The 18,724-nt window shown below is 49.4% G+C and carries 18 protein-coding genes and 1 riboswitch; of the genes, 14 read left to right on the top strand and 4 right to left on the bottom strand.

Going from position 1 to position 18,724, the window contains the following annotated elements; all coding sequences use genetic code 11:
* Position 1: 1 nt before the first annotated feature.
* Together HMPREF1863_RS00575 and HMPREF1863_RS00570 are read left to right on the top strand one after the other, a co-directional pair.
* Positions 2–757, top strand: a complete 756-nt coding sequence (locus tag HMPREF1863_RS00575) for an exodeoxyribonuclease III (protein WP_068366190.1) — start codon at positions 2–4, stop codon at positions 755–757.
* 78 nt (positions 758–835) lie between these two features.
* Complete coding sequence (locus tag HMPREF1863_RS00570; protein ID WP_068366187.1) at positions 836–2,038, top strand: FprA family A-type flavoprotein; 1,203 nt, start codon at positions 836–838, stop codon at positions 2,036–2,038.
* A 50-nt stretch (positions 2,039–2,088) separates the two neighbouring features.
* On the opposite strand, the gene gorA is transcribed toward HMPREF1863_RS00570, so the two are convergent.
* Positions 2,089–3,438 carry a glutathione-disulfide reductase gene (gene gorA, locus HMPREF1863_RS00565; RefSeq protein WP_083508449.1) on the bottom strand — a complete coding sequence of 450 codons (1,350 nt, stop codon included), beginning with the start codon at positions 3,436–3,438 and terminating at the stop codon, positions 2,089–2,091.
* Between the two features lie 90 nt (positions 3,439–3,528).
* Positions 3,529–4,542, bottom strand: coding sequence for a YeiH family protein (locus HMPREF1863_RS00560; RefSeq protein WP_068366184.1), 1,014 nt, complete (start codon positions 4,540–4,542; stop codon positions 3,529–3,531).
* Between the two features lie 103 nt (positions 4,543–4,645).
* Between HMPREF1863_RS00560 and HMPREF1863_RS00555 the strand changes: the two genes are divergently transcribed.
* Positions 4,646–5,494: a LysR family transcriptional regulator gene (locus HMPREF1863_RS00555; RefSeq protein WP_068366181.1), complete on the top strand. Its 849-nt coding sequence runs from the start codon at positions 4,646–4,648 to the stop codon at positions 5,492–5,494.
* 36 nt (positions 5,495–5,530) lie between these two features.
* Here the strand turns inward: HMPREF1863_RS00555 and HMPREF1863_RS00550 are convergent, their stop codons facing one another.
* Positions 5,531–6,910: an alanine/glycine:cation symporter family protein gene (locus HMPREF1863_RS00550; protein WP_068366178.1), complete on the bottom strand. Its 1,380-nt coding sequence runs from the start codon at positions 6,908–6,910 to the stop codon at positions 5,531–5,533.
* A 494-nt stretch (positions 6,911–7,404) separates the two neighbouring features.
* Here HMPREF1863_RS00550 and thiS point away from each other — a divergent pair, with 494 nt between their 5' ends.
* The 11 genes from thiS to HMPREF1863_RS00495 all read left to right on the top strand — a co-directional run bounded on the left by thiS (position 7,405) and on the right by HMPREF1863_RS00495 (position 16,202).
* Positions 7,405–7,599: a sulfur carrier protein ThiS gene (gene thiS, locus HMPREF1863_RS00545; RefSeq protein WP_068366175.1), complete on the top strand. Its 195-nt coding sequence runs from the start codon at positions 7,405–7,407 to the stop codon at positions 7,597–7,599.
* Positions 7,589–8,188 carry a sulfur carrier protein ThiS adenylyltransferase ThiF gene (gene thiF, locus HMPREF1863_RS00540; protein WP_068366172.1) on the top strand — a complete coding sequence of 200 codons (600 nt, stop codon included), beginning with the start codon at positions 7,589–7,591 and terminating at the stop codon, positions 8,186–8,188. The genes thiS and thiF overlap by 11 nt, the downstream gene beginning before the upstream one ends.
* A 1-nt stretch (position 8,189) precedes the next feature.
* Entirely contained in the window at positions 8,190–8,951 is a 762-nt protein-coding gene (locus tag HMPREF1863_RS00535) for a thiazole synthase (RefSeq protein WP_068366169.1), read from the top strand.
* 10 nt (positions 8,952–8,961) lie between these two features.
* Positions 8,962–10,128 carry a 2-iminoacetate synthase ThiH gene (thiH, locus tag HMPREF1863_RS00530; protein WP_198142686.1) on the top strand — a complete coding sequence of 389 codons (1,167 nt, stop codon included), beginning with the start codon at positions 8,962–8,964 and terminating at the stop codon, positions 10,126–10,128.
* Complete coding sequence (thiE, locus tag HMPREF1863_RS00525; RefSeq protein ID WP_068366163.1) at positions 10,125–10,739, top strand: thiamine phosphate synthase; 615 nt, start codon at positions 10,125–10,127, stop codon at positions 10,737–10,739. The genes thiH and thiE overlap by 4 nt, the downstream gene beginning before the upstream one ends.
* 31 nt (positions 10,740–10,770) lie before the next feature.
* On the top strand, positions 10,771–11,517 hold the full coding sequence (locus HMPREF1863_RS00520) for an EFR1 family ferrodoxin (RefSeq protein WP_068366160.1): 747 nt from the start codon (positions 10,771–10,773) through the stop codon (positions 11,515–11,517).
* Positions 11,518–11,628: 111 nt separating this feature from the next.
* Positions 11,629–11,724, top strand: a riboswitch (TPP riboswitch).
* Between the two features lie 66 nt (positions 11,725–11,790).
* Positions 11,791–12,606, top strand: a complete 816-nt coding sequence (locus HMPREF1863_RS00515) for a hydroxyethylthiazole kinase (protein ID WP_068366157.1) — start codon at positions 11,791–11,793, stop codon at positions 12,604–12,606.
* The gene (locus HMPREF1863_RS00510; protein ID WP_068366154.1) at positions 12,606–13,292 is read left to right on the top strand and encodes a thiamine phosphate synthase; all 687 of its coding nucleotides are present in this window, start codon (positions 12,606–12,608) and stop codon (positions 13,290–13,292) included. The genes HMPREF1863_RS00515 and HMPREF1863_RS00510 overlap by 1 nt, the downstream gene beginning before the upstream one ends.
* Positions 13,289–14,068, top strand: a complete 780-nt coding sequence (gene thiD / locus HMPREF1863_RS00505; RefSeq protein WP_332309961.1) for a bifunctional hydroxymethylpyrimidine kinase/phosphomethylpyrimidine kinase — start codon at positions 13,289–13,291, stop codon at positions 14,066–14,068. The genes HMPREF1863_RS00510 and thiD overlap by 4 nt, the downstream gene beginning before the upstream one ends.
* A gap of 2 nt (positions 14,069–14,070) precedes the next feature.
* Positions 14,071–15,372: a phosphomethylpyrimidine synthase ThiC gene (thiC, locus tag HMPREF1863_RS00500; RefSeq protein WP_068366151.1), complete on the top strand. Its 1,302-nt coding sequence runs from the start codon at positions 14,071–14,073 to the stop codon at positions 15,370–15,372.
* Between the two features lie 95 nt (positions 15,373–15,467).
* Complete coding sequence (locus HMPREF1863_RS00495; protein WP_068366148.1) at positions 15,468–16,202, top strand: cyclase family protein; 735 nt, start codon at positions 15,468–15,470, stop codon at positions 16,200–16,202.
* A 41-nt stretch (positions 16,203–16,243) separates the two neighbouring features.
* On the opposite strand, the gene HMPREF1863_RS00490 is transcribed toward HMPREF1863_RS00495, so the two are convergent.
* The gene (locus HMPREF1863_RS00490; protein WP_068366145.1) at positions 16,244–18,673 is read right to left on the bottom strand and encodes a transglycosylase domain-containing protein; all 2,430 of its coding nucleotides are present in this window, start codon (positions 18,671–18,673) and stop codon (positions 16,244–16,246) included.
* Positions 18,674–18,724: the final 51 nt, after the last annotated feature.

The raw sequence follows: 18,724 nt of genomic DNA, 5'->3' as shown, positions 1-18,724 counted from the left end.
AATGAAATTCGTATCTTGGAATGTCAACGGCATTCGTGCCGCCCTGAAAAAGGGCTTTATGGATTTTTTCAATGACGTGGATGCCGATATATTTTGCCTTCAGGAAACCAAACTTTCCGAAGGGCAGCTGGATTTGGAACTGGAAGGCTATTACCAATATTGGAACTACGCCGAGAAAAAAGGCTACAGCGGCACGGCGGTGTTTACAAAAGAAGAGCCCATTCACGTGTCTTACGGCATCGACATGGAAGAACACGACAAAGAGGGGCGGGTCATTACTTGCGAATACGAGGAATTCTTCCTCGTCACCTGCTATACGCCTAATTCCCAACGAGGGCTCGCCCGATTGGATTACCGCATGGAATGGGAAGAAGATTTCAGAGCCTATTTAAATATGTTGAAAAACGTAAAACCCGTCGTACTTTGCGGCGATTTAAACGTGGCACACAACGAAATCGACCTTAAAAACCCCTCGTCCAACCGAAAAAACGCGGGCTTTTCCGACGAAGAACGCGCCCAATTTCAAAACCTTTTGGACGCCGGCTACACGGACACCTTCCGCTACCTCTATCCCGATGCCGAAGATCGCTACAGCTGGTGGAGCTACATTACCAAAGCCCGGGATCGCAACGCCGGATGGCGCATCGATTACTTCGTCGTAAGCGATGATTTAGACGATGCCATCGTCGAGGCGGACATTCGCGACGACATTTTAGGGTCGGATCATTGCCCCGTCTACTTGGAGCTGGACGTTTAAGTTTTATCATTGAAAATACAGTGCGGAAACGTTAAACTTTAAGGTGAGTAAAAATACATTTAAAAGAAAGGTGATAGTATGGGAAATTTAAGAATAGTTAAGATGAACGATCATATGCACTACATCGGTGTCAATGATCGCTACACCCATTTATTTGAAGCTATGTGGCCCCTGCCCGACGGCATCAGCTACAACTCCTACCTCTTCGACGGCGGCAGCAAAACCTGCCTCCTCGACTGCGTAAGAATCGATTCCGTTCGCGAATTTATGGATAACATTACCGAAGTCCTCGGCGGCCGCTCCCTGGATTATGTCGTCGTCGACCATATGGAACCCGACCATACCTCTTCCCTGAAGTCGGTCATCGAACGTTACCCGGACATTAAAATCATTACCAACAAAAAAGCCGTCGCCATGATGAACAACTTCTACAACATCGGCGACGATCGCGTGATCCTCGTTGAAGACGGCGAAACCGTAGAAATCGGCGAACGCAAACTTACCTTCTACACCACCCCCATGGTACACTGGCCGGAATCCATGGTCTGCTTCGAAGAAGAAACGGGCATTTTATTCAGCCAAGACGCTTTCGGCGGATTCGGAACCTTAGACGGCGCCATTTTCGACGATCAATTAAATTGGGATAATTACCGAGAAGAAACCATTCGCTACTACACCAACATCGTCGGCAAGTACAGCGTACAAGTTATTCGCGCCCTTAAAAAATTAGAAGGCTTAGACATTAAAATGATCTGCCCCGACCACGGCCCGGTTTGGCGCGAAAACATCGGTCGCATCGTCGGCTTATACAGCGATTTAAGCGAACAAAAAACAGAAGACGGCGTCCTCATCGTCTACGGCTCCATGTACGGCAATTCCGAATTTGTCGCCGAATCCATCGCCCGCGCCCTCAGTGAAGAAGGGGTACGCAACATTCGCATTCGCGACATTTCCAAAACCCATATTAGCTACCTCATCAGCGAAACATGGAACTACAAAGGCATTATCTTAGGTTGCCCCACGTACAACGTCGGCCTATTCCCGCCTATGGAAAACCTTGTAGAAGTGCTTAAAAAACAAAAAATGAAAAACCACATCCTCGGCACCTTCACCAACTACACTTGGGGCGGCGGCGCCGAAAAGAAATTTGCGGAATTCGCCGAACAAAGTAAATGGGAAGTCCTTCCCACTACCGTCGACGTCATGGGCCTTCCCGGAGCGGAAGATTTCGAAAAATGCCGTCAAATGGCAAAAGAAATGGCGGAAGCATTAAAGAAATAAGGAAACAAAAAAAGAGTTCTCCCGTAAAGGAGAGCTCTTCTTTTTTTGCCCTAGCGCATGGTGACCATTTCTTCCGCGCTGGTAGGGTGGATGGCCACGGTGGAATCGAAATCCGCTTTGGTGGCGCCCATTTTCACGGCGACGCCGAAGCCCTGCATCATTTCGTCGACGCCGAGGCCCATGGCGTGAACGCCGACGATTTTTTCGTCATCTCCTGCGCAGACGAGGAGCATTTTACATTGATGGGGATGACCCGACACGGAGGAGCGCATATCCGTAAAGGATGAGGTGTAGGTTTTAACGGCGTCTTCCCCGTATTTTTCCTTTGCATCTTTTGCCGTAAGGCCCACGGTGCCCATGGGCGGGTGGCTAAAGACCACCGTAGGCACATTGTCGTAATCCAAGTGTGCGTCTTTTTTTCCGCCGAAGAGACGATCGGACAGGCGACGTCCGGCGGCAATGGCGACGGGTGTTAAATCTAATTTCCCCGTCACATCGCCGATGGCGTAAACCCCTTGTTCGCTCGTACATTCGTAAGCATCGCTGACAATGCGGCCGCGATCATCTATCGTTACACTGGTGTTTTCCAGGCCGAGCCCTTCGATATTGGGGGTGACGCCGGCGACCCAAAGCACTTTGTCGAAGACGGCGGTGGTGTCGTCTTGGAATGTGATTTCAATGCCGCTCTCAACACGCTTAAAGCTTTTCGACGAGGTGTTGAAGTGAATGTTCACGCCGCCTTTTTGAAGCTCTTCCGTAACGGCGTCGGTAATAAAGGAATCGAATTTTCTGAGAATGCGATCTTTGCGCACGAGGAGATGAGTTTCCACGCCCATGCCCGCCAAAAATCCCGAAAGTTCCGTGCCGATGTAGCCGCCGCCGACAATGGCGATGGTGTTCGGGAGTTCTTCCCATGTAAAGAAATCGTCGGAATAATCCACGAGTTCCGCGCCGGGAAGTTTGCAAGGGCTCGGGTATGCGCCTGTGGCGATGGTAATGTGATCGGCGGTGTATTCTTCGCCGTCGACGACGACGGTGTGGGCGTCTTTAAATTGCGCCTTGCCGAAAAGTTTGGTGACGCCGTTTTTTTCGAGACCGGATTCAAAACTGTTTCGCGCACGGCCCACATAGCCTTGTTGGGAATTTCTTAATTTTTTAAAGTCAAAGGCCCAATCGCCTATTTTGTAGCCGTAGTTTTCCGATTCTTTTTCCAGAGTTCTGCGAATCCCCGAAGCGTACCAGAGGATTTTCTTCGGCACGCAGCCTCTGTTGACGCAGGTGCCGCCGAAATCTTTTTCTTCGACGATGGCGACTTTGGCGCCGTATTGGGCGGCGCGATTGGCCGTGGCGCTTCCGCCGCTGCCGCCGCCGATGACCATGTAATCAAAATGTTGTTTCAAAGGTAATCTCCTTTCTTAATTACAGTTACTGATTCTATTATGGCACAAAAAAGAGAGAGGGTGTTAACCTCTCTCCATTTCTTCTGACATTTAAACGAGACCCATGAAATATTCTACGCCAATGGCGACGATAACCACTAAAAGGGAAATGACGAAGCCGTGAAGCATGGGGCCGGTGCCCGAGCTCTTCATATCTTTTAAAGATGTTTTCAGGCCGATGCCGGCAAGAGCCATAACCATTAAAAATTTACTTACAAATTTCATGCCTTGGCTAATATTGGCGGGAATAAAGCCTAAGGAATTAATGGCGGTAAAGGCGAGGAAGCCTAAAATAAACCAGGGGAAAACATTGGTAATGGATACTTTTTTGCTTTCGCCTTCAATATGTTGCTTTGCTTTAATGCGGGCATTAATGACGGCGAAGATTAAAACCGTGGGGATAATGACGAGGGTACGGGTGAGTTTTACCATAGTGGCGAAATCCCCTGCGGCGTCGGAGAAGGCGTAGCCTGCGGCGACGACGGACGAGGTGTCGTTAACGGCAGTACCTGCCCAAAGGCCGTAGGCCATATCGGAAAGGCCGAGAGCGTGACCCATTAAGGGAAAGGCGACGATCATGACCATGTCGAAAATAAAGGTGGCGCTCATGGCGTAGGCGATATCCAAATCGTCGGCGTCAATAACCGGGGCGATGGAGGCGATGGCGCTGCCGCCGCAAATGCCCGTGCCGGCGGAAATCAGATTGGACATTTTCCAGTTAAGGCCGAAGAACTTACCGGAGAAATGGCCGAGGCCGAAACACGTGAGCAGGGTAAAGACCATAACCGAAATGGAAAGGCGACCTACTTGGAAGACAGTGGCAATATTAAGGGAAGCGCCCAGTAAAATAATGCCCAGTTTAAGTAATTTCTTAGAAGAGAACGTGGCGCCCTTATGCACAATGTGGTCGTCGCCGATAAAATGATTGCAGATCATGCCGATAAAGAGGGCGATAACCGATGCGCTGATTAAAGGCAGGGGCATAAGGTTTTCGAGGAATCGCGCAACAATGGCGATAAGGAAGGTGAGAACAACCCCCGGGAAAATAGACTGAATGGTTTTCATGTAGCAGTGCTCCTTTCATAGTTGTCATTATTATCCCATAGAGTTAAAATAAAATAAAATTATCAATTATTATCTTGCGATAACAAAACGTTATGGAGGTACTATGGATACGCGACTCGCTACCTTTTTAGAAGTCATCGACACGCGGAATTACACCAAAGCGTCTAAAAATCTTCACATCACCCAGCCCGCCGTGACCAAACACATTCATTCCCTGGAAGAGGAATTCGGGGTCAAGCTTTTTACATACGACGGCAAAAAAATCCTCATGACAAAAGAAGCGGAGCGTCTGGAAAGCTACGCCCGCGGGCTGCAAAAGAATTACCGGGATTTAGTGGACAGCTTTCGCGCCGCGCCCCTAAAAAAAATTCGCATCGGCCTTACGAAAACCATCGGCAATTACGCCTATGTGGAAGAGCTGAGCCGGATGATGAAAAACAGAACCAACGAATTTGCTATTACCATCGACAACACGGGCATGCTTTTAGATCAACTGCGCAACGCCCAATTGGATTTTCTCATCGTCGAAGGGCGCTTTTCAAAAAGCGAATTCGATTACGAAATCTTGACGGAAGATTTATTTACCGGCCTTTGCGCCCCCGGCGATCCCTTGGCAGGCGGGGTTTTTAATATGGAAGAACTGGGGGAAGCCTGTTTACTTCTTCGGGAACCGGGCTCCGGCTCCAGAGAAATTTTGGAGCAAAAACTACAGTACAAAGGCTACGATGTAGGCGATTTCAAACGGTTGATCACCTGCTCCAGCTTACAACTCATTACAAAACTGGTGGAGCGGGAAGTGGGCATTACCTTCGGCTACGAAAGCATATTAAAAGAAGAACCAAACCTCGCCACATTTCATGTGCGGGGCATTACCGATCGCCACGAATTTTCCCTCGTCGCCTTAAAGGGAACGGGGGGTATTGAACTTTATCACGAACTAAAGAGAACATAAAAACAGCCCTCCGAAGAGGGCTATTTTCGTGAAGTGTTATTTTTTCAATAGGTGTTGGTATTCTTCCGGGGATTTCCGCAGACGATCGTCGCTGAAGAAGTCTTTTTCCAGTGCTACGACGACGCCGGAAAGTCCGATCAAGCCGATTAAGTTCGGAACGGCCATTAAGGCGTTCAGAATGTTGGCAACTTCCCATGCCAGGTCTAATTTCATCGTACATCCGACGAAGACCATGATCAGGAAAAGAACTTTGTAGGGAGCGCCGATGCGGCTGCCGATTAAGTAGCGTGCCGATGTTTCGCCATAGAATTCCCAACCTAAAATGGTGGAGAAAGCGAAGAGTAAAAGACCGATGGAGACGATGTAACGGCCGAAAGTAAATTTCATGGAGAATGCTTCGGCGACCAGTGCGGAAGCGTCTGCTTCGCCGCTGTTTAATACGCCGGAGGTTAAGATAACGAGTGCGGTAATGGAGCATACGACAAAGGTGTCGAGGAAAACTTCCGTAACGCCCCAGAGGCCTTGGCGGGTGGGGTGGTCGGTGGAAGCGGTAGCGTGGGCGATAGGCGAAGAACCTAAGCCGGCTTCGTTTGTGAAGACGCCGCGACTGATGCCGCTTCGCATAGCGGTCATAATGGTGAAACCGATGGCGCCGCCGCCGACAGCTTTAGGATTGAATGCGCCGACGAAAATATCGTGAATTGCGCCCGGCAGATTGCCTACATTGGCGAAGATGATAATCAGGCCGCCGACGATGTAAAATGCTGCCATAAAGGGAACGAGCTTTTCAGTAACTTTCGATATGGATTGGATACCGCCGATAACGACGACGGCGGTTAAAATCGTAATGACGACGGCGGTTAAGAACGGCGGAATGCTGAATGAAGATTTCAGCGTACCGGCGATGGCGTTGGATTGTACCGAACAACCGAGACCGAAGGTGGCGACAGCGGCTAAGAATGCAAAGATTTTGCCGAGCCAAGGTTTATGAAGTCCGCGGTCGATGTAGTACATGGGGCCGCCGGCATACCCTACGTCGGTTTTCACGCGGTAGGCGATGGAAAGGTTAACTTCCGAAAATTTCGTACACATTCCGAAGAATGCTGCAAACCACATCCAGAAAACGGCGCCGGGACCGCCGGTTAAAATGGCGACGGATACGCCGACGATATTACCTGTACCGACTGTTGCGGCGAGGGCTGTCGATAATGCTTGGAACGGGGAGATGGCACCTTCTTCAATTTCAGATCGACGGAACATTTTCCCGAGTGTGTTTCCGATAATATAGGGGAACTTCCTCAATTGTATGCAGCGGGTGCGCACCGTTAAAATAATGCCTGCACCGAGCAATAAAACCATAAGGGGAACGCCCCACAAAAACGCGTCAATTTTTACCAATAAATCTGCAAATGACATAAGCCACCTCCAATTCGACAATATAATATAATTTCTATTGAATACATTATACTACTGAACGCAAAAAAGGGAAGACCTTTTTCCAAAAAATCTTCGTTATTTTAAAAATAATTTCGAAACAGAAAAGGCATTTAAAAAGATTATTAATTTCTAAACGAACCGAGGAAAAAGAATTGCATTTTTTCGAGGTTTTTCCTTCTCGCCGCCGGCGGTCGAAAAATAAAAACACGATCATCGAATAACAAGCAGTTTTTTAATTTATCATAATTTTAATGGAAGGAATTCTGTTTTGCAGTGGCGTGGAAATCGTCGTTTGTCGGCGAATGTAGGGTTGGGGATTGCGTTTGGAATGGATTTTGAATCATAGTGTTTATAAAAATTCGTTCTTGACGGGGAAATAATATATGGTAAACTCATAAACAGAGTGCAAAGCACGAAGGGGTACACCACCGCGGGTGTAGTTTCTTCGTGCTTTTTTTTGTTAGGAGGTGACCATGAAGATCAACGGCAAGTCCTTTACTTTAAATGGCCCACAGCCTTTGCGACAAGTGCTTTTGGAGAGAGGTTTCGATCCCGAATCCGTAGCCTTGGAAAAAAATAAGCAGTTAATTCGCCGCGTGGATTTCGACGACACGATCGTCGAAGATGACGATGTTTTGGAGGTGTTTTCTTTTACCGGTGGAGGTTAAACGGGAGGCGGTACTTCAGCGCCAATCTGAAGGGATCAATGGAAAACTTGAAAATGTTACGGTGGTGATTTTCGGCGCCGGCGGCCTTGGAAGCAATATTGCGCATATGCTCGCCCGCCTCGGTGTGGGAAAACTTATTATCTACGATTTCGATCGTGTGGAGCCGTCGAATTTAAATCGTCAGCATTACGGCGTCGACGATATTGGAAAAATGAAGGCCGAAAGGACGGCGGAGCGCATTAAAGAGCTTTTGCCCTATGTCGCCATCGAGCCGCGCAATGAATTGGTGGATGAAGAGGTTCTCAGTTCGGTTTACGCCGAGGGGGATATGTTCATCGAGGCCTTCGACACCGTATCGTCGAAAGTCATGGCTTATGATTTTTTCGCAGGAAGGGATAAGCCTTATATTTGCACCACCGGCGTGGCCGGCCCCTTCGGCGAACTCTCGAGACGAGATCTCGGGCATATACATGTTGTCGGCGATTTTCAAGGGGAAGACAGGAAGGATTGCTATATTCCCAAGGTCATGGCCATTGCCGCCATGGAATGTAGTGTCGTGTTGGAATTAGTTTGTAAAAAGGAGTATTGAAATGGACAAGTGGACATTAGGAAATAAGGAGTTTACCTCCCGTTTTATTTTAGGATCGGGAAAATATGCGCCGGAATTAATCGACGCCGCCGTAGAATGTGCCGGCGCGGAAATGATTACCGTGGCTTTGCGACGGGCGAACACCGCCGATGTTAAAAATATTTTGGATTACATACCGAAACATGTAACCCTTATTCCCAACACCAGTGGTGCACGCAATGCCGACGAAGCTATTCGCATCGCCCGTCTCGCCAAGGAAATGGGCTGCGGCAATTTCGTAAAAATTGAAATTATGCGTGATTCTAAATATCTCCTTCCCGACAATGCAGAAACTTTAAAGGCGACGGAAGTTTTGGCAAAAGAAGATTTCGTCGTCATGCCCTATATGTATCCTGATCTTAATTACGCTCGGGATATGCGCGATGCAGGCGCCGCATCCATTATGCCCCTGGCCTCTCCCATCGGCAGTAACAAAGGACTTTCCACGAAAGATTTCATTCAAATCATTATCGAAGAAATCGATTTGCCTGTCATCGTCGATGCCGGCATCGGCAGACCGTCTCAAGCGGCGGAAGCTATGGAAATGGGCGCAGCCGCCATTATGGCCAACACCGGCATTGCCACGGCTTCGAACATTACCTTAATGGCGGAAGCCTTTAAAAAAGGAATCGAAGCTGGACGTTTAGGATATCTTTCCAAACCGGGTCGCGTGTTGGATCGCGGCGCCGATCCGTCCTCTCCTTTAAGAGATTTCTTCGATTAAGAGGTGGATCATGGTTGTTAATGTAAAAGATGTGCGGGATTATCTTCCGGATATGGACCAAATTTCCGAAGAGATCCCGAAAAAAATCGAAGCGTCCTACAACAAACAAAAGGCGCGCACCATTACGCCTGCCGACGTGCGGGCGGTACTTCAAAAAGACCGGCTGACCCCCGACGATTATTACGTCTTGCTCAGCGATGCGGCGGAAGGATTTTTAGACGCCATGGCGGAAAAGGCGCGTATGTTGCGCCGCCAATATTTCGGCGACAATGTGAATTCCTTCTCTCCCCTTTACATCGCCAATTACTGCGAAAACGGCTGTCGTTACTGCGGATTTAATTCGAAGAGCGGCATTAAGCGCGCCATGTTGACGGAAGAAGAAATTGAAAACGAAATGAAGGCGTTGGCCGCCGAAGGCATTGAAGATGTTTTAATCTTAACCGGGGAATCGGACAAATTTTCTCCCATCGAATACATCGAAATGGCCGTTCGCTTGGCGAAAAAGTATTTCCGCGTCGTGAGTTTGGAAATTTACCCTGCCAATGTAAAAGATTACGAACGCCTTCAAAAAGCGGGGGCGGATTTCGTCACCGTCTTTCAGGAAACCTATGATCCCGAAAGCTATTCCTACTACCATCCTCACGGCCACAAGAGGAGCATGATTTACCGCATGAACACCCAAGAGCGGGCGGCCATGGGCGGCATGCGCGGCGTGGGCTTCGGCGCTCTTTTCGGATTGAGCGATCCTTTGAGAGATGCCTACTGCCTCGGGCTTCACGCCTTTTTACTTCAAAGAAAATATCCTCATTTGGAAATCGCCATTAGCCTTCCGAGAATTCGCCCCACCCACGGCGCGGAAGATGTGGACAACACTAATCGCATCGGCGAGCGAAAGCTGATGCAATTCATTTTGGCTATTCGCATGTTTATGCCCTTCGCTTCCATGACTATTTCCACGAGAGAGCGGAAAGAATTTAGAGACAAGGCCATGTATTACGGCGCCACGAAAATTTCAGCCTCGGTGGATACGGGCATCGGCCGTCGCACGGAGGAACACGAAGAGGACGAAGGGGAAGAGCAATTTGTCATCGCCGACAATCGCACCCTGGACGAAATCGAAAAAGATTTGGCGGAAGAAGGGCTCTACGTCCTACGGAACGATTATATTCGCCTATGAAAAAACTTTACTTTGTCACAAACTCCGAAGCTTTCGACGACGAGTTAGATTTTTTACGCTCCGTGGAATCGGCTTTAATAGGCGGCGTGGATTATCTTCAGCTTCGTGAAAAAAACAGAACCGATAAAGAGGTACTCCGCTTGGCGAGGGAATTAAAAGCCATGGCGGAGGAATACGACACGCCCCTTATCGTCGACGATCGCATCGACGTAGCCTACGCCGCCGGCTGCGGCGTTCACATCGGGGCGGATGACTTACCCATTTCCGTGGCGCGAAAAATATTAGGCGACGACGCCATTATCGGCGCCTCTGTCAAAAGTGTAGAGCGCGCCTACGAAGCGGCCGAGGAAGGAGCGGACTATTTCGGAACGGGCGCCCTTTTTCCCACCAAGACGAAAGTCATCACCCGGCCGACGAGCCTCGAAACCTTCAGAGCCATTAAAGAGGCGGTGGATGTACCCGTCTTTGCCATTGGCGGCATTAACGAAGAAACCTTACCAAAATTAAAAGGCCTTCCCATGGACGGTATTTGCGTCGTATCGGCGATCCAATACGCAAAAAATCCGGAGGGCGCCGTCAAGGGATTGCGGAAATTATTGGAGACCGTGTAATGTGTTATACTCCTTGTAAAGGGGGAGTAGCATGATTTATTATTTCAGCGGCACGGGCAACAGTCGCCACGTGGCGGAGGTGCTCGGCGAAAAGCTGGGAATGAGCGTAGTGGATTTGGGCGAAAGAATCCGAAGGGGAAACATGGACGACATTTCCGACGACACCATGATCGTGGTGACGCCCACTTATTGTTATCGCATGCCGCGGATCGTGGAAGATTATGTATCCGGCCTTCGGATTTCGGCGAAGAGCGTATATTACGTGTTGACCTGCGGCGGAAGCATGGGCAACGCCGCCCATTACGCCGAGGCGCTTTCTAAAAGCGTAGGCGCTCCCTACGGCGACACGTTTTCCGTGGTCATGCCGGAAAACTATATCGCCATGTTTAAAACGCCCGGTGTGGAAGAATCTCGCGCCATTATTCAAAAGGCGGAAGGAAAAATCGACGCCATCGCCCGCGCCGTGGAAAAAGGAGAGCGCAAAAAAGTACATCCTCGATGGAGCGATCGATTGATTTCCGCCGTAAACGGAATCTATTACAGCCTCTTCGTCAAAGCGAAACCATTTTACGCAAAAGACAATTGCATCGGCTGCGGCGAGTGTGCAAAACACTGCGTTCTCGCCAATGTGGTTATGGAAGAAGGGCGGCCGATTTGGCTCGATCGCTGCACCCATTGCATGGCCTGCATCAACTACTGCCCGGTGGAAGCCGTGGAATACGGGAAGAAAACCAAAGGTCGTTTTCGCTATACATTTGAAAAGGTGGAAGAAAAATAATTTCAGGCGACAAAAAGGTATTTTTAAATACCTGTCGCCTCTTTTGCGTGCTCAAAATGAATGATCCTTTATTGACAAAGAACTTTCTCAATGATATTGTTTCCTTAATCGAATAATTGCAAGGGGGACTTTGACGTTGAGAAGGTAGAACCTGACCCTATGAACCTGTGAGTTAATACTCGCGTAGGAATGCATGCGACTTTTTATGAACATGACAAGAAGTATCTTCTCAACGGAGAAGGTACTTCTTTTTTTGTCTAGGAAAGGTTCAAGATGAAAGAAATTAAACAAGCTCTCGTCAAAGCGGGAAACGACGTACGCGCCATCGGGCCTATGGCTCCTTCGATTACGAATTTTGTCACCATCGATTTCGTCGCCAATGCGCAAATTGCCGTAGGTGGTTCCGCCGCCATGGTCTACATGGTCGATGAAGGAGAAACGGTGGCGGACATTGCAAAGTGCATTTACATTAACGTAGGCACGCTCATGCCTTCCCACGGCGACACCATGACCGCCGCGGCGAAACGGGCGTATGAAAAATCCGCCTATGTATTGGATCCCGTCGCCATCGGCATCGGCGAATTGCGCACAAAGCTTTTAGAAGGCATGAAAGATTATCCGCCGAAAATTGTGCGGGGAAATGCTTCGGAAATTATCAGCCTCGCCAAAATGTGGGGCCTTATCGATTCTGAAAAAGGTGCCGTTCGCGGCGTAGACTCTACAGATACTGTGGAAAGCGCCACAGCGTCGGCGGAAGCGCTGGCAAAGTTTATCGACGGCGCCGTTTGCGTTTCGGGCAAAGAAGATATTGTCACCGACGGTACGCGCACCATTCGCTCTTTCGGCGGCAGTGAATATTTCGCGCGGATTACGGGAAGCGGCTGTTCTTTAGGCGGCGTCTGCGCCGTTTACGCGTCGGTAACCGATCCTTTTACCGCCGCTCTCGCCGCCACCAACGCCTACAATGTAGCGGGGAAAATCGCCGAAGGCGAGGCGAAGGGCACGGCAAGCTTTAAGGTCGCCTTCCTGGACGCTCTTTCCAATTTAACGGGAGAAGACATTGCGAATTGTGAAATGGAGGCACTGTAATGGCCTTCAGCATCGAAAAATATTTTGTCGTCGGTCCTGAAAACACCCTTGGCCGCCCGGTAGCGGACATGGTTCGCGCCGCCGTGGAAGCGGGCTTTACCTGCGTGCAAATCAGAAGCAAAGTGGCAAGTGCCCGGGAAATGATCGCCATTACCGTGGAGGTATCGGATCTATTAAAGGCTATGAATAAATCCGACGAGGTCACCCTTTTAATCGACGATCGATTGGATGTAGCCCTTGCCGCCCGTGAAGCCGGTGCGAAAGTAGACGGCGTTCACGTAGGCCAAACGGATATTCCCGTAGCGGTCTGCAGAAAATATTTAGGCGACGATGCCGTCATCGGTCTTTCCGCGCCTACAGGAGATTTAACTCGTTACGTGCAAGAGGGAAATTTTGAAGGCGTGGATTATTTCGGCGCCGGTCCTCTCCACGAAACGGAGACGAAACGCGATTGTGGCCTGGACGATGCGGGCAATATAATTTACCGCACCCTCGATGAAATTAAAAAGCTCGCCGCCATTTCGCCCCTTCCCATTACCATCGGCGGCGGCGTCAAGGCCGAGGATATGAAATCCTTAGTGGAAACCGGCGTCGACGGATTTTTCGTCGTTTCCGCTATTGCATCGGCTGAGGATCCGAAAAAGGCGGCGGAAGAATTAGTGCGCCGCTGGGAAGATGCCAAATGAAAATAAAGACGATGATGACCGTTGCGGGAAGCGATTCGTCGGGAGGCGCGGGGATTCAAGCCGACATTAAAACGGCCACATCCCTCGGCGTCTTTGCCACATCGGCCATTACCTCCATTACGGCGCAAAATACAATGGGTGTGAACGCGGTCTACGATCTTTCGCCGGAAGCGGTGGCGTCGCAAATAGATGCCATTATGGACGACATTCCTCCCGACGCCGTAAAGATCGGCATGGTATCCTCGGCGGAGATTATAAAAACCATCGCCGATCACCTAAAACATTATTGCGGGCCGGTGGTCGTAGATCCCGTCATGGTGGCGACCAGCGGATCCCCTCTTTTAAGAGAAGAGGCGGAAGCTGCGCTGAAAGAATTGCTTTTGCCCCTTGCCACACTTATAACGCCCAATATTCCCGAGGCGGAACATCTTCTTTCGACGAAGATCACCTCCGTCGAGGAGCAAGAGGAAAGCGCTAAAAAAATGGCCGATGCTTACGGCGTGTCGGTTCTCGTAAAGGGAGGACACGGCACGGGCGAAGCTGTAGATATTTTTTACGACGGGAGCGTGCATCGCTTTGAAAAGCCTATGCTCGATAATCCCAATACACACGGCACAGGATGCACACTCTCTTCCGCCATTGCATCCCATTTAGCCTTGGGCTATTCGGCGGAAGAAGCCGTCAAGTTAAGTAAAGAGTACGTTTTTGATGCCATCGCAGATGGCTTAAATTTAGGACATGGGCACGGGCCCATTCATCACATGGTTAGGAGATAAGAATGAATTACGCGACACAAATGGACGCCGCACGTAAAGGTATTATTACAAACGAAATGAAAGCTGTTGCCGCATACGAAAATCGCGACGTGGAAGACATTCGCCGCTGGGTAGCGGAAGGGAAAGTGGCCATTCCCGCCAATAAAAACCACAAGTGCATTAAGCCTACGGGCATCGGCAGTATGTTAAAAACGAAGATCAACGTCAATCTCGGCGTGTCGAAAGACGTTTCCGATTTAGACGAAGAGCTTAAAAAAGTACAATACGCCGTAGACCTGGGTGGCGACGCCATTATGGACCTTTCCACCCATGGCGACACGAAAATTTTCCGCCGTAAACTGACCTCCGAATGTCCTGCCATGATCGGTACCGTACCCATTTACGATTCGGTGATTTATCATCAAAAAGATTTAGGACAACTGACGGCACAAGATTTTCTCGATGTTATTCGTGCCCACGGGGAAGACGGCGTGGACTTTGTCACCCTACACTGCGGCCTCACCAAACGCACCGTGGAACAATTAAAACGCTTCGGCCGCACGACCAATATCGTCTCCCGCGGCGGATCCTTAGTTTTCGCGTGGATGAGCATGACGGGCAACGAAAACCCCTTCTTCGAATACTACGATGAGATTTTAGATATTTGCCGAGAATACGACATGACCATTTCCCTCGGCGACGGCGCCCGTCCGGGTTGCCTTGCCGATGCAGGAGATATTCTTCAAATTGAAGAGCTCGTGCGCTTAGGCGAGTTGACCCTCCGCGCATGGGAAAAAGACGTGCAAGTTATGGTAGAAGGCCCGGGACACGTCCCCTTGGATCAAGTAAAAGCCAATATGGAAATTCAACAAAGCCTTTGCCACGGCGCCCCCTTCTACGTATTAGGGCCCATCGTCACCGATATCGCCGCAGGCTACGATCACATTACAGCTGCTATCGGCGGTGCCGTCGCCGCTATGAGCGGAGCGGCATTCCTCTGCTACGTAACCCCGGCGGAACACTTGGCACTTCCCAACGCCGACGATGTTAAAGAAGGCATTATGGCGTCGAAAATCGCCGCCCACGCCGCCGACATTGCGAAGAAAATTCCCGGTGCGCGGGATATAGACGATCGCATGGGCGCGGCGCGTCGCAAATTAGATTGGGATGCGATGTTTGAAAATTGCATGGATCCCGTACACGCCAAGGCCGTTCGCGACGAACGGGCACCGGAAGTGGAAGAAACCTGCTCCATGTGTGGCAAATTCTGTGCCGTGCGCAGCATGAACAAAGCCCTCGCCGGCGAAGAAGTGGACATTTTATAAAAGATAGAAAAAGGGGCCGAGAGGTCCTTTTTTTGTGAACTTTTTCCGTAAATTGTGTTATACTATCCGATATTCAAAAAAGGGAGGAACGTGCTATGACATCACTATGGAAACAATTGGAACAGTTTAAATCCGAGACGGAAATGGTGGAACTCTCTCATCCCGTGTCGGATAAAACGCCGCACTGGGCGGGATTTACATCCCTGACATCTGAAGAGCTTTATAATTTTAAGGAGCATCGCTTTACGGCTCGCGTTTACAAGATCGTGAGTCAATACGGCACCCATATCGATGCGCCCGGCCATTTTACAGAAGGCGGTCGTATGCTCGATAAACTCGATCCGAAAGACACGATTTTGCCCCTCGTCGTGGTGGATGTGTCGGATAAAGTGAAGGAAAATGCCGATTACATCGTAGGCGAAGAGGATATTTTACGGCACGAAGAGCGTCACGGTAAAATTCCCGAGGGATCCTTTGTGGCACTGCGCACCGATTGGTCGAAGCGCACGGAAAATTTCGATAACATCGACGACGACGGCATTAGCCATTACCCGGGATGGTCTATTCCCGCTTGTCGTTTATTAATTGAAGAGCGACACGTAAAGGCCATCGGTCACGAAACGTCGGACACCGATGCGTCGGCGATCTCCAACAAAGAGGGCTATCTCCCCGTAGAGACTTATGTTTTGGCACAGGATATTTATCAAGTGGAACTTATGCGCAATTTAGATCAAATGCCTCCTACCGGCGGCGTTATTTCCGTAGGGTATCCCAATATGGTAGACGGACCCGGATTCAGCGCGCGTTGTTTCGGATTTTACAAAAAATAGACATGAAAAAAAGGAGTTTCCCGAAGGAGACTCCTTTTTGCTTATTGGGATTTTTTAGAAGAGCTGCCGCCTTTGCCTTTGGAATTACCGGAACCTTGTCCGCTTTTGCCGGAGCTTTGTCCCGTTTTTCCGGAGCTGTTGTCGCTTCCGTTCTTATTATCCTTATTGTCTTTGTTTTCGTTGTCTTTCTTATCTTCCGTCTTCGGTTTCGGAGGAACATTGCGGTAGAGATTTTTAAGTCCCTTGGGCGATGTGCCTTCGGCAAAGATTTCCGTGTAGCCGGCGACGGGGATATATTTCTTGTATAAGCCGTCTTCCGGTTCTTTAAAGTCTTTGTATTCCAAATCCTTGTGGACATCGCGCATAATGGAACGCCATAAATTGGCCGCCATACGGGAGTAATCCCAAAGAGGCGTGTTGTCGTCGTTACCGATCCAAACCGATGCGGTGTAATAGGGCGTAAAGCCTACAAACCAGCTGTCGCGTTTGCGGTTGGTCGTACCGGTTTTACCGGCGATGGCTTGTCCGCCGAAATTAGCATAGGTACCCGTACCGCTTTTAACGACGGTTTGGAGCATGGACGTCATAATGTATGCGTTTTGGGGCGAGGTAATTTCCGTAGCTTCTCGTTTATTTTCAAAAATAACCTTGCCGGTTTTATCCGTAATTTTATCGACGAAAGAAGGTTTAATAAATTGGCCGCCGTTGGGGAAGGTGCTGAAAGCTCCCGCCATTTCCAAGGGGCTGATGCCCACGGTCATGCCGCCCAAGGTGAGGGAAGCCAAGTTGACGTCGTTGTATTTTTGCGTGTCGATGTTGACGTAGCGATCGTCATCTTCCGGCGTAACGATGGATGAAATTTGCATCTTCTTCAAATTGTCGATCATCTTTTGGCTGGCCGCATTTTCGTCACTTGCCAGGCCTTTTCCTACGAGATAAGCGCCCACATTGGACGAATTGCGAATAAGATTGCGCACCGTGGCGTAACCTTGGTAACCTGTGGAGTTTTTCGGCCATCCGCCGGGACGGGGAAGGTCGCGGTAGACATCTCCCGCCGTGCCTCCATCATTTAAGAGGGCGAGATAGGGGCCGATAGGTTTAATCGACGAGCCCGGTTGTCTCGGATTTTTGGCGCGGTTTAAAATATTGTTTCCACCGATGCCCCGTCCGCCGACGATGGCGATCACTTGGCCCGTTTGGTGATTCATTACCGTAATGCCGACTTGGGGTTGGATAATGCCGTTTTTATCCGTGTGGCGACCGGGGAAGAAACTGTTTTGCGCTACCTTGTCTTCCAGGATTTTTTGAACATTTAAATCCAAAGGCGTTTCAATGGTGAGGCCGCCGTTGTAAAGAATATTTTGCGCTTCTTCTTCCTTGTGGCCTTGAGCCCGTAAAATGGAAAGCACTTCGTCTTTTACGGCATCGACATAGTAAGAGGAAATGCCTTTTGTGGTGCGAACGCCTAAGTTTAAGTCGATGGGTTCGTTAATGGCATCTTTCATCGTGGATTCGTCGATCATGCCGAGGGAATTCATTTTGTGCAGAATCAACTCTTGACGTTTTTTACTTGCCGGATTGGGAACGGCCTTGCCGACGACGATGTCGCCGGATTTAATTTGATTCTTTTCAAAGGCGTCGATGAGATTTAATTCGGCGAGTTTGTCTGCCAGTTTGCGAGTATCTTTACCCGCCTTTTCCCCTTTATTTTCCGTAGCGGGAATGAGGGCGAGATCGATGGATTCCAAATCTTCTCCATCTTCAATAGGCGCTACATTATAGGGCGTATATTCCGAAGGGCGATTGGTAATGCCGACGATCATAGCCGATTCGGCGAGGGTAAGATCTTTTACATCTTTATTGAAGAAACTTTTTGCCGCCGCTTCTACGCCGATGGTGCCCTTGGAGAAGGCGGCGGAGTTAAGATAAGCTTCCAAAATTTGTTTTTTCGAAAGATTGCTTTCCAATTGGAAGGCGTAATAAATATCTTGGAACTTACGGGCATAGCTTTTAACCGGCGAGGTGTATAAGTTTTTTGCCACCTGCATGGTAATAGTGGATCCGCCTTGGCTGAAATCCATGTCTTTTAAGTTTTTGAGGGTGGCCGAAATCAGGCGACGGAAATCCACACCGCCGTGTTCGTAAAAACGTTGGTCCTCGATGGCGATGGCGGCTTCCTGTAAATGGTCGGGCATGCGATCGATAGAGACCCATTGGCTGTATTCATTTTGAACGAGCCGCTCTACATTTTCACCGTCTTTATCCCGCACCACCGACGTTTCGGCAATGGCGGCGCGAACATTTTTCGGATCGATTTCCGGGGATTCGCTAATGGCGGTAATGGCATAAGAAAAGGCGATGCCTACTAATGTAATGCCCGCAATAACAAATAATAAAAAGATGATTTTAAAGGCAGAGCTCCAGCGCAGATTATGATCTTCGCGCCTCGTCTGTCCGCGTTTTCTAGGCATAGAAACCTCCTTTATAATGTCTTATTATACCAAAAGGCGCCTTGAAGAGTA

The organism is Aedoeadaptatus coxii (genome assembly GCF_001553115.1).
Taxonomy (GTDB): domain Bacteria; phylum Bacillota; class Clostridia; order Tissierellales; family Peptoniphilaceae; genus Aedoeadaptatus; species Aedoeadaptatus coxii.
This window is presented reverse-complemented; position numbering and strand designations above follow the sequence as displayed.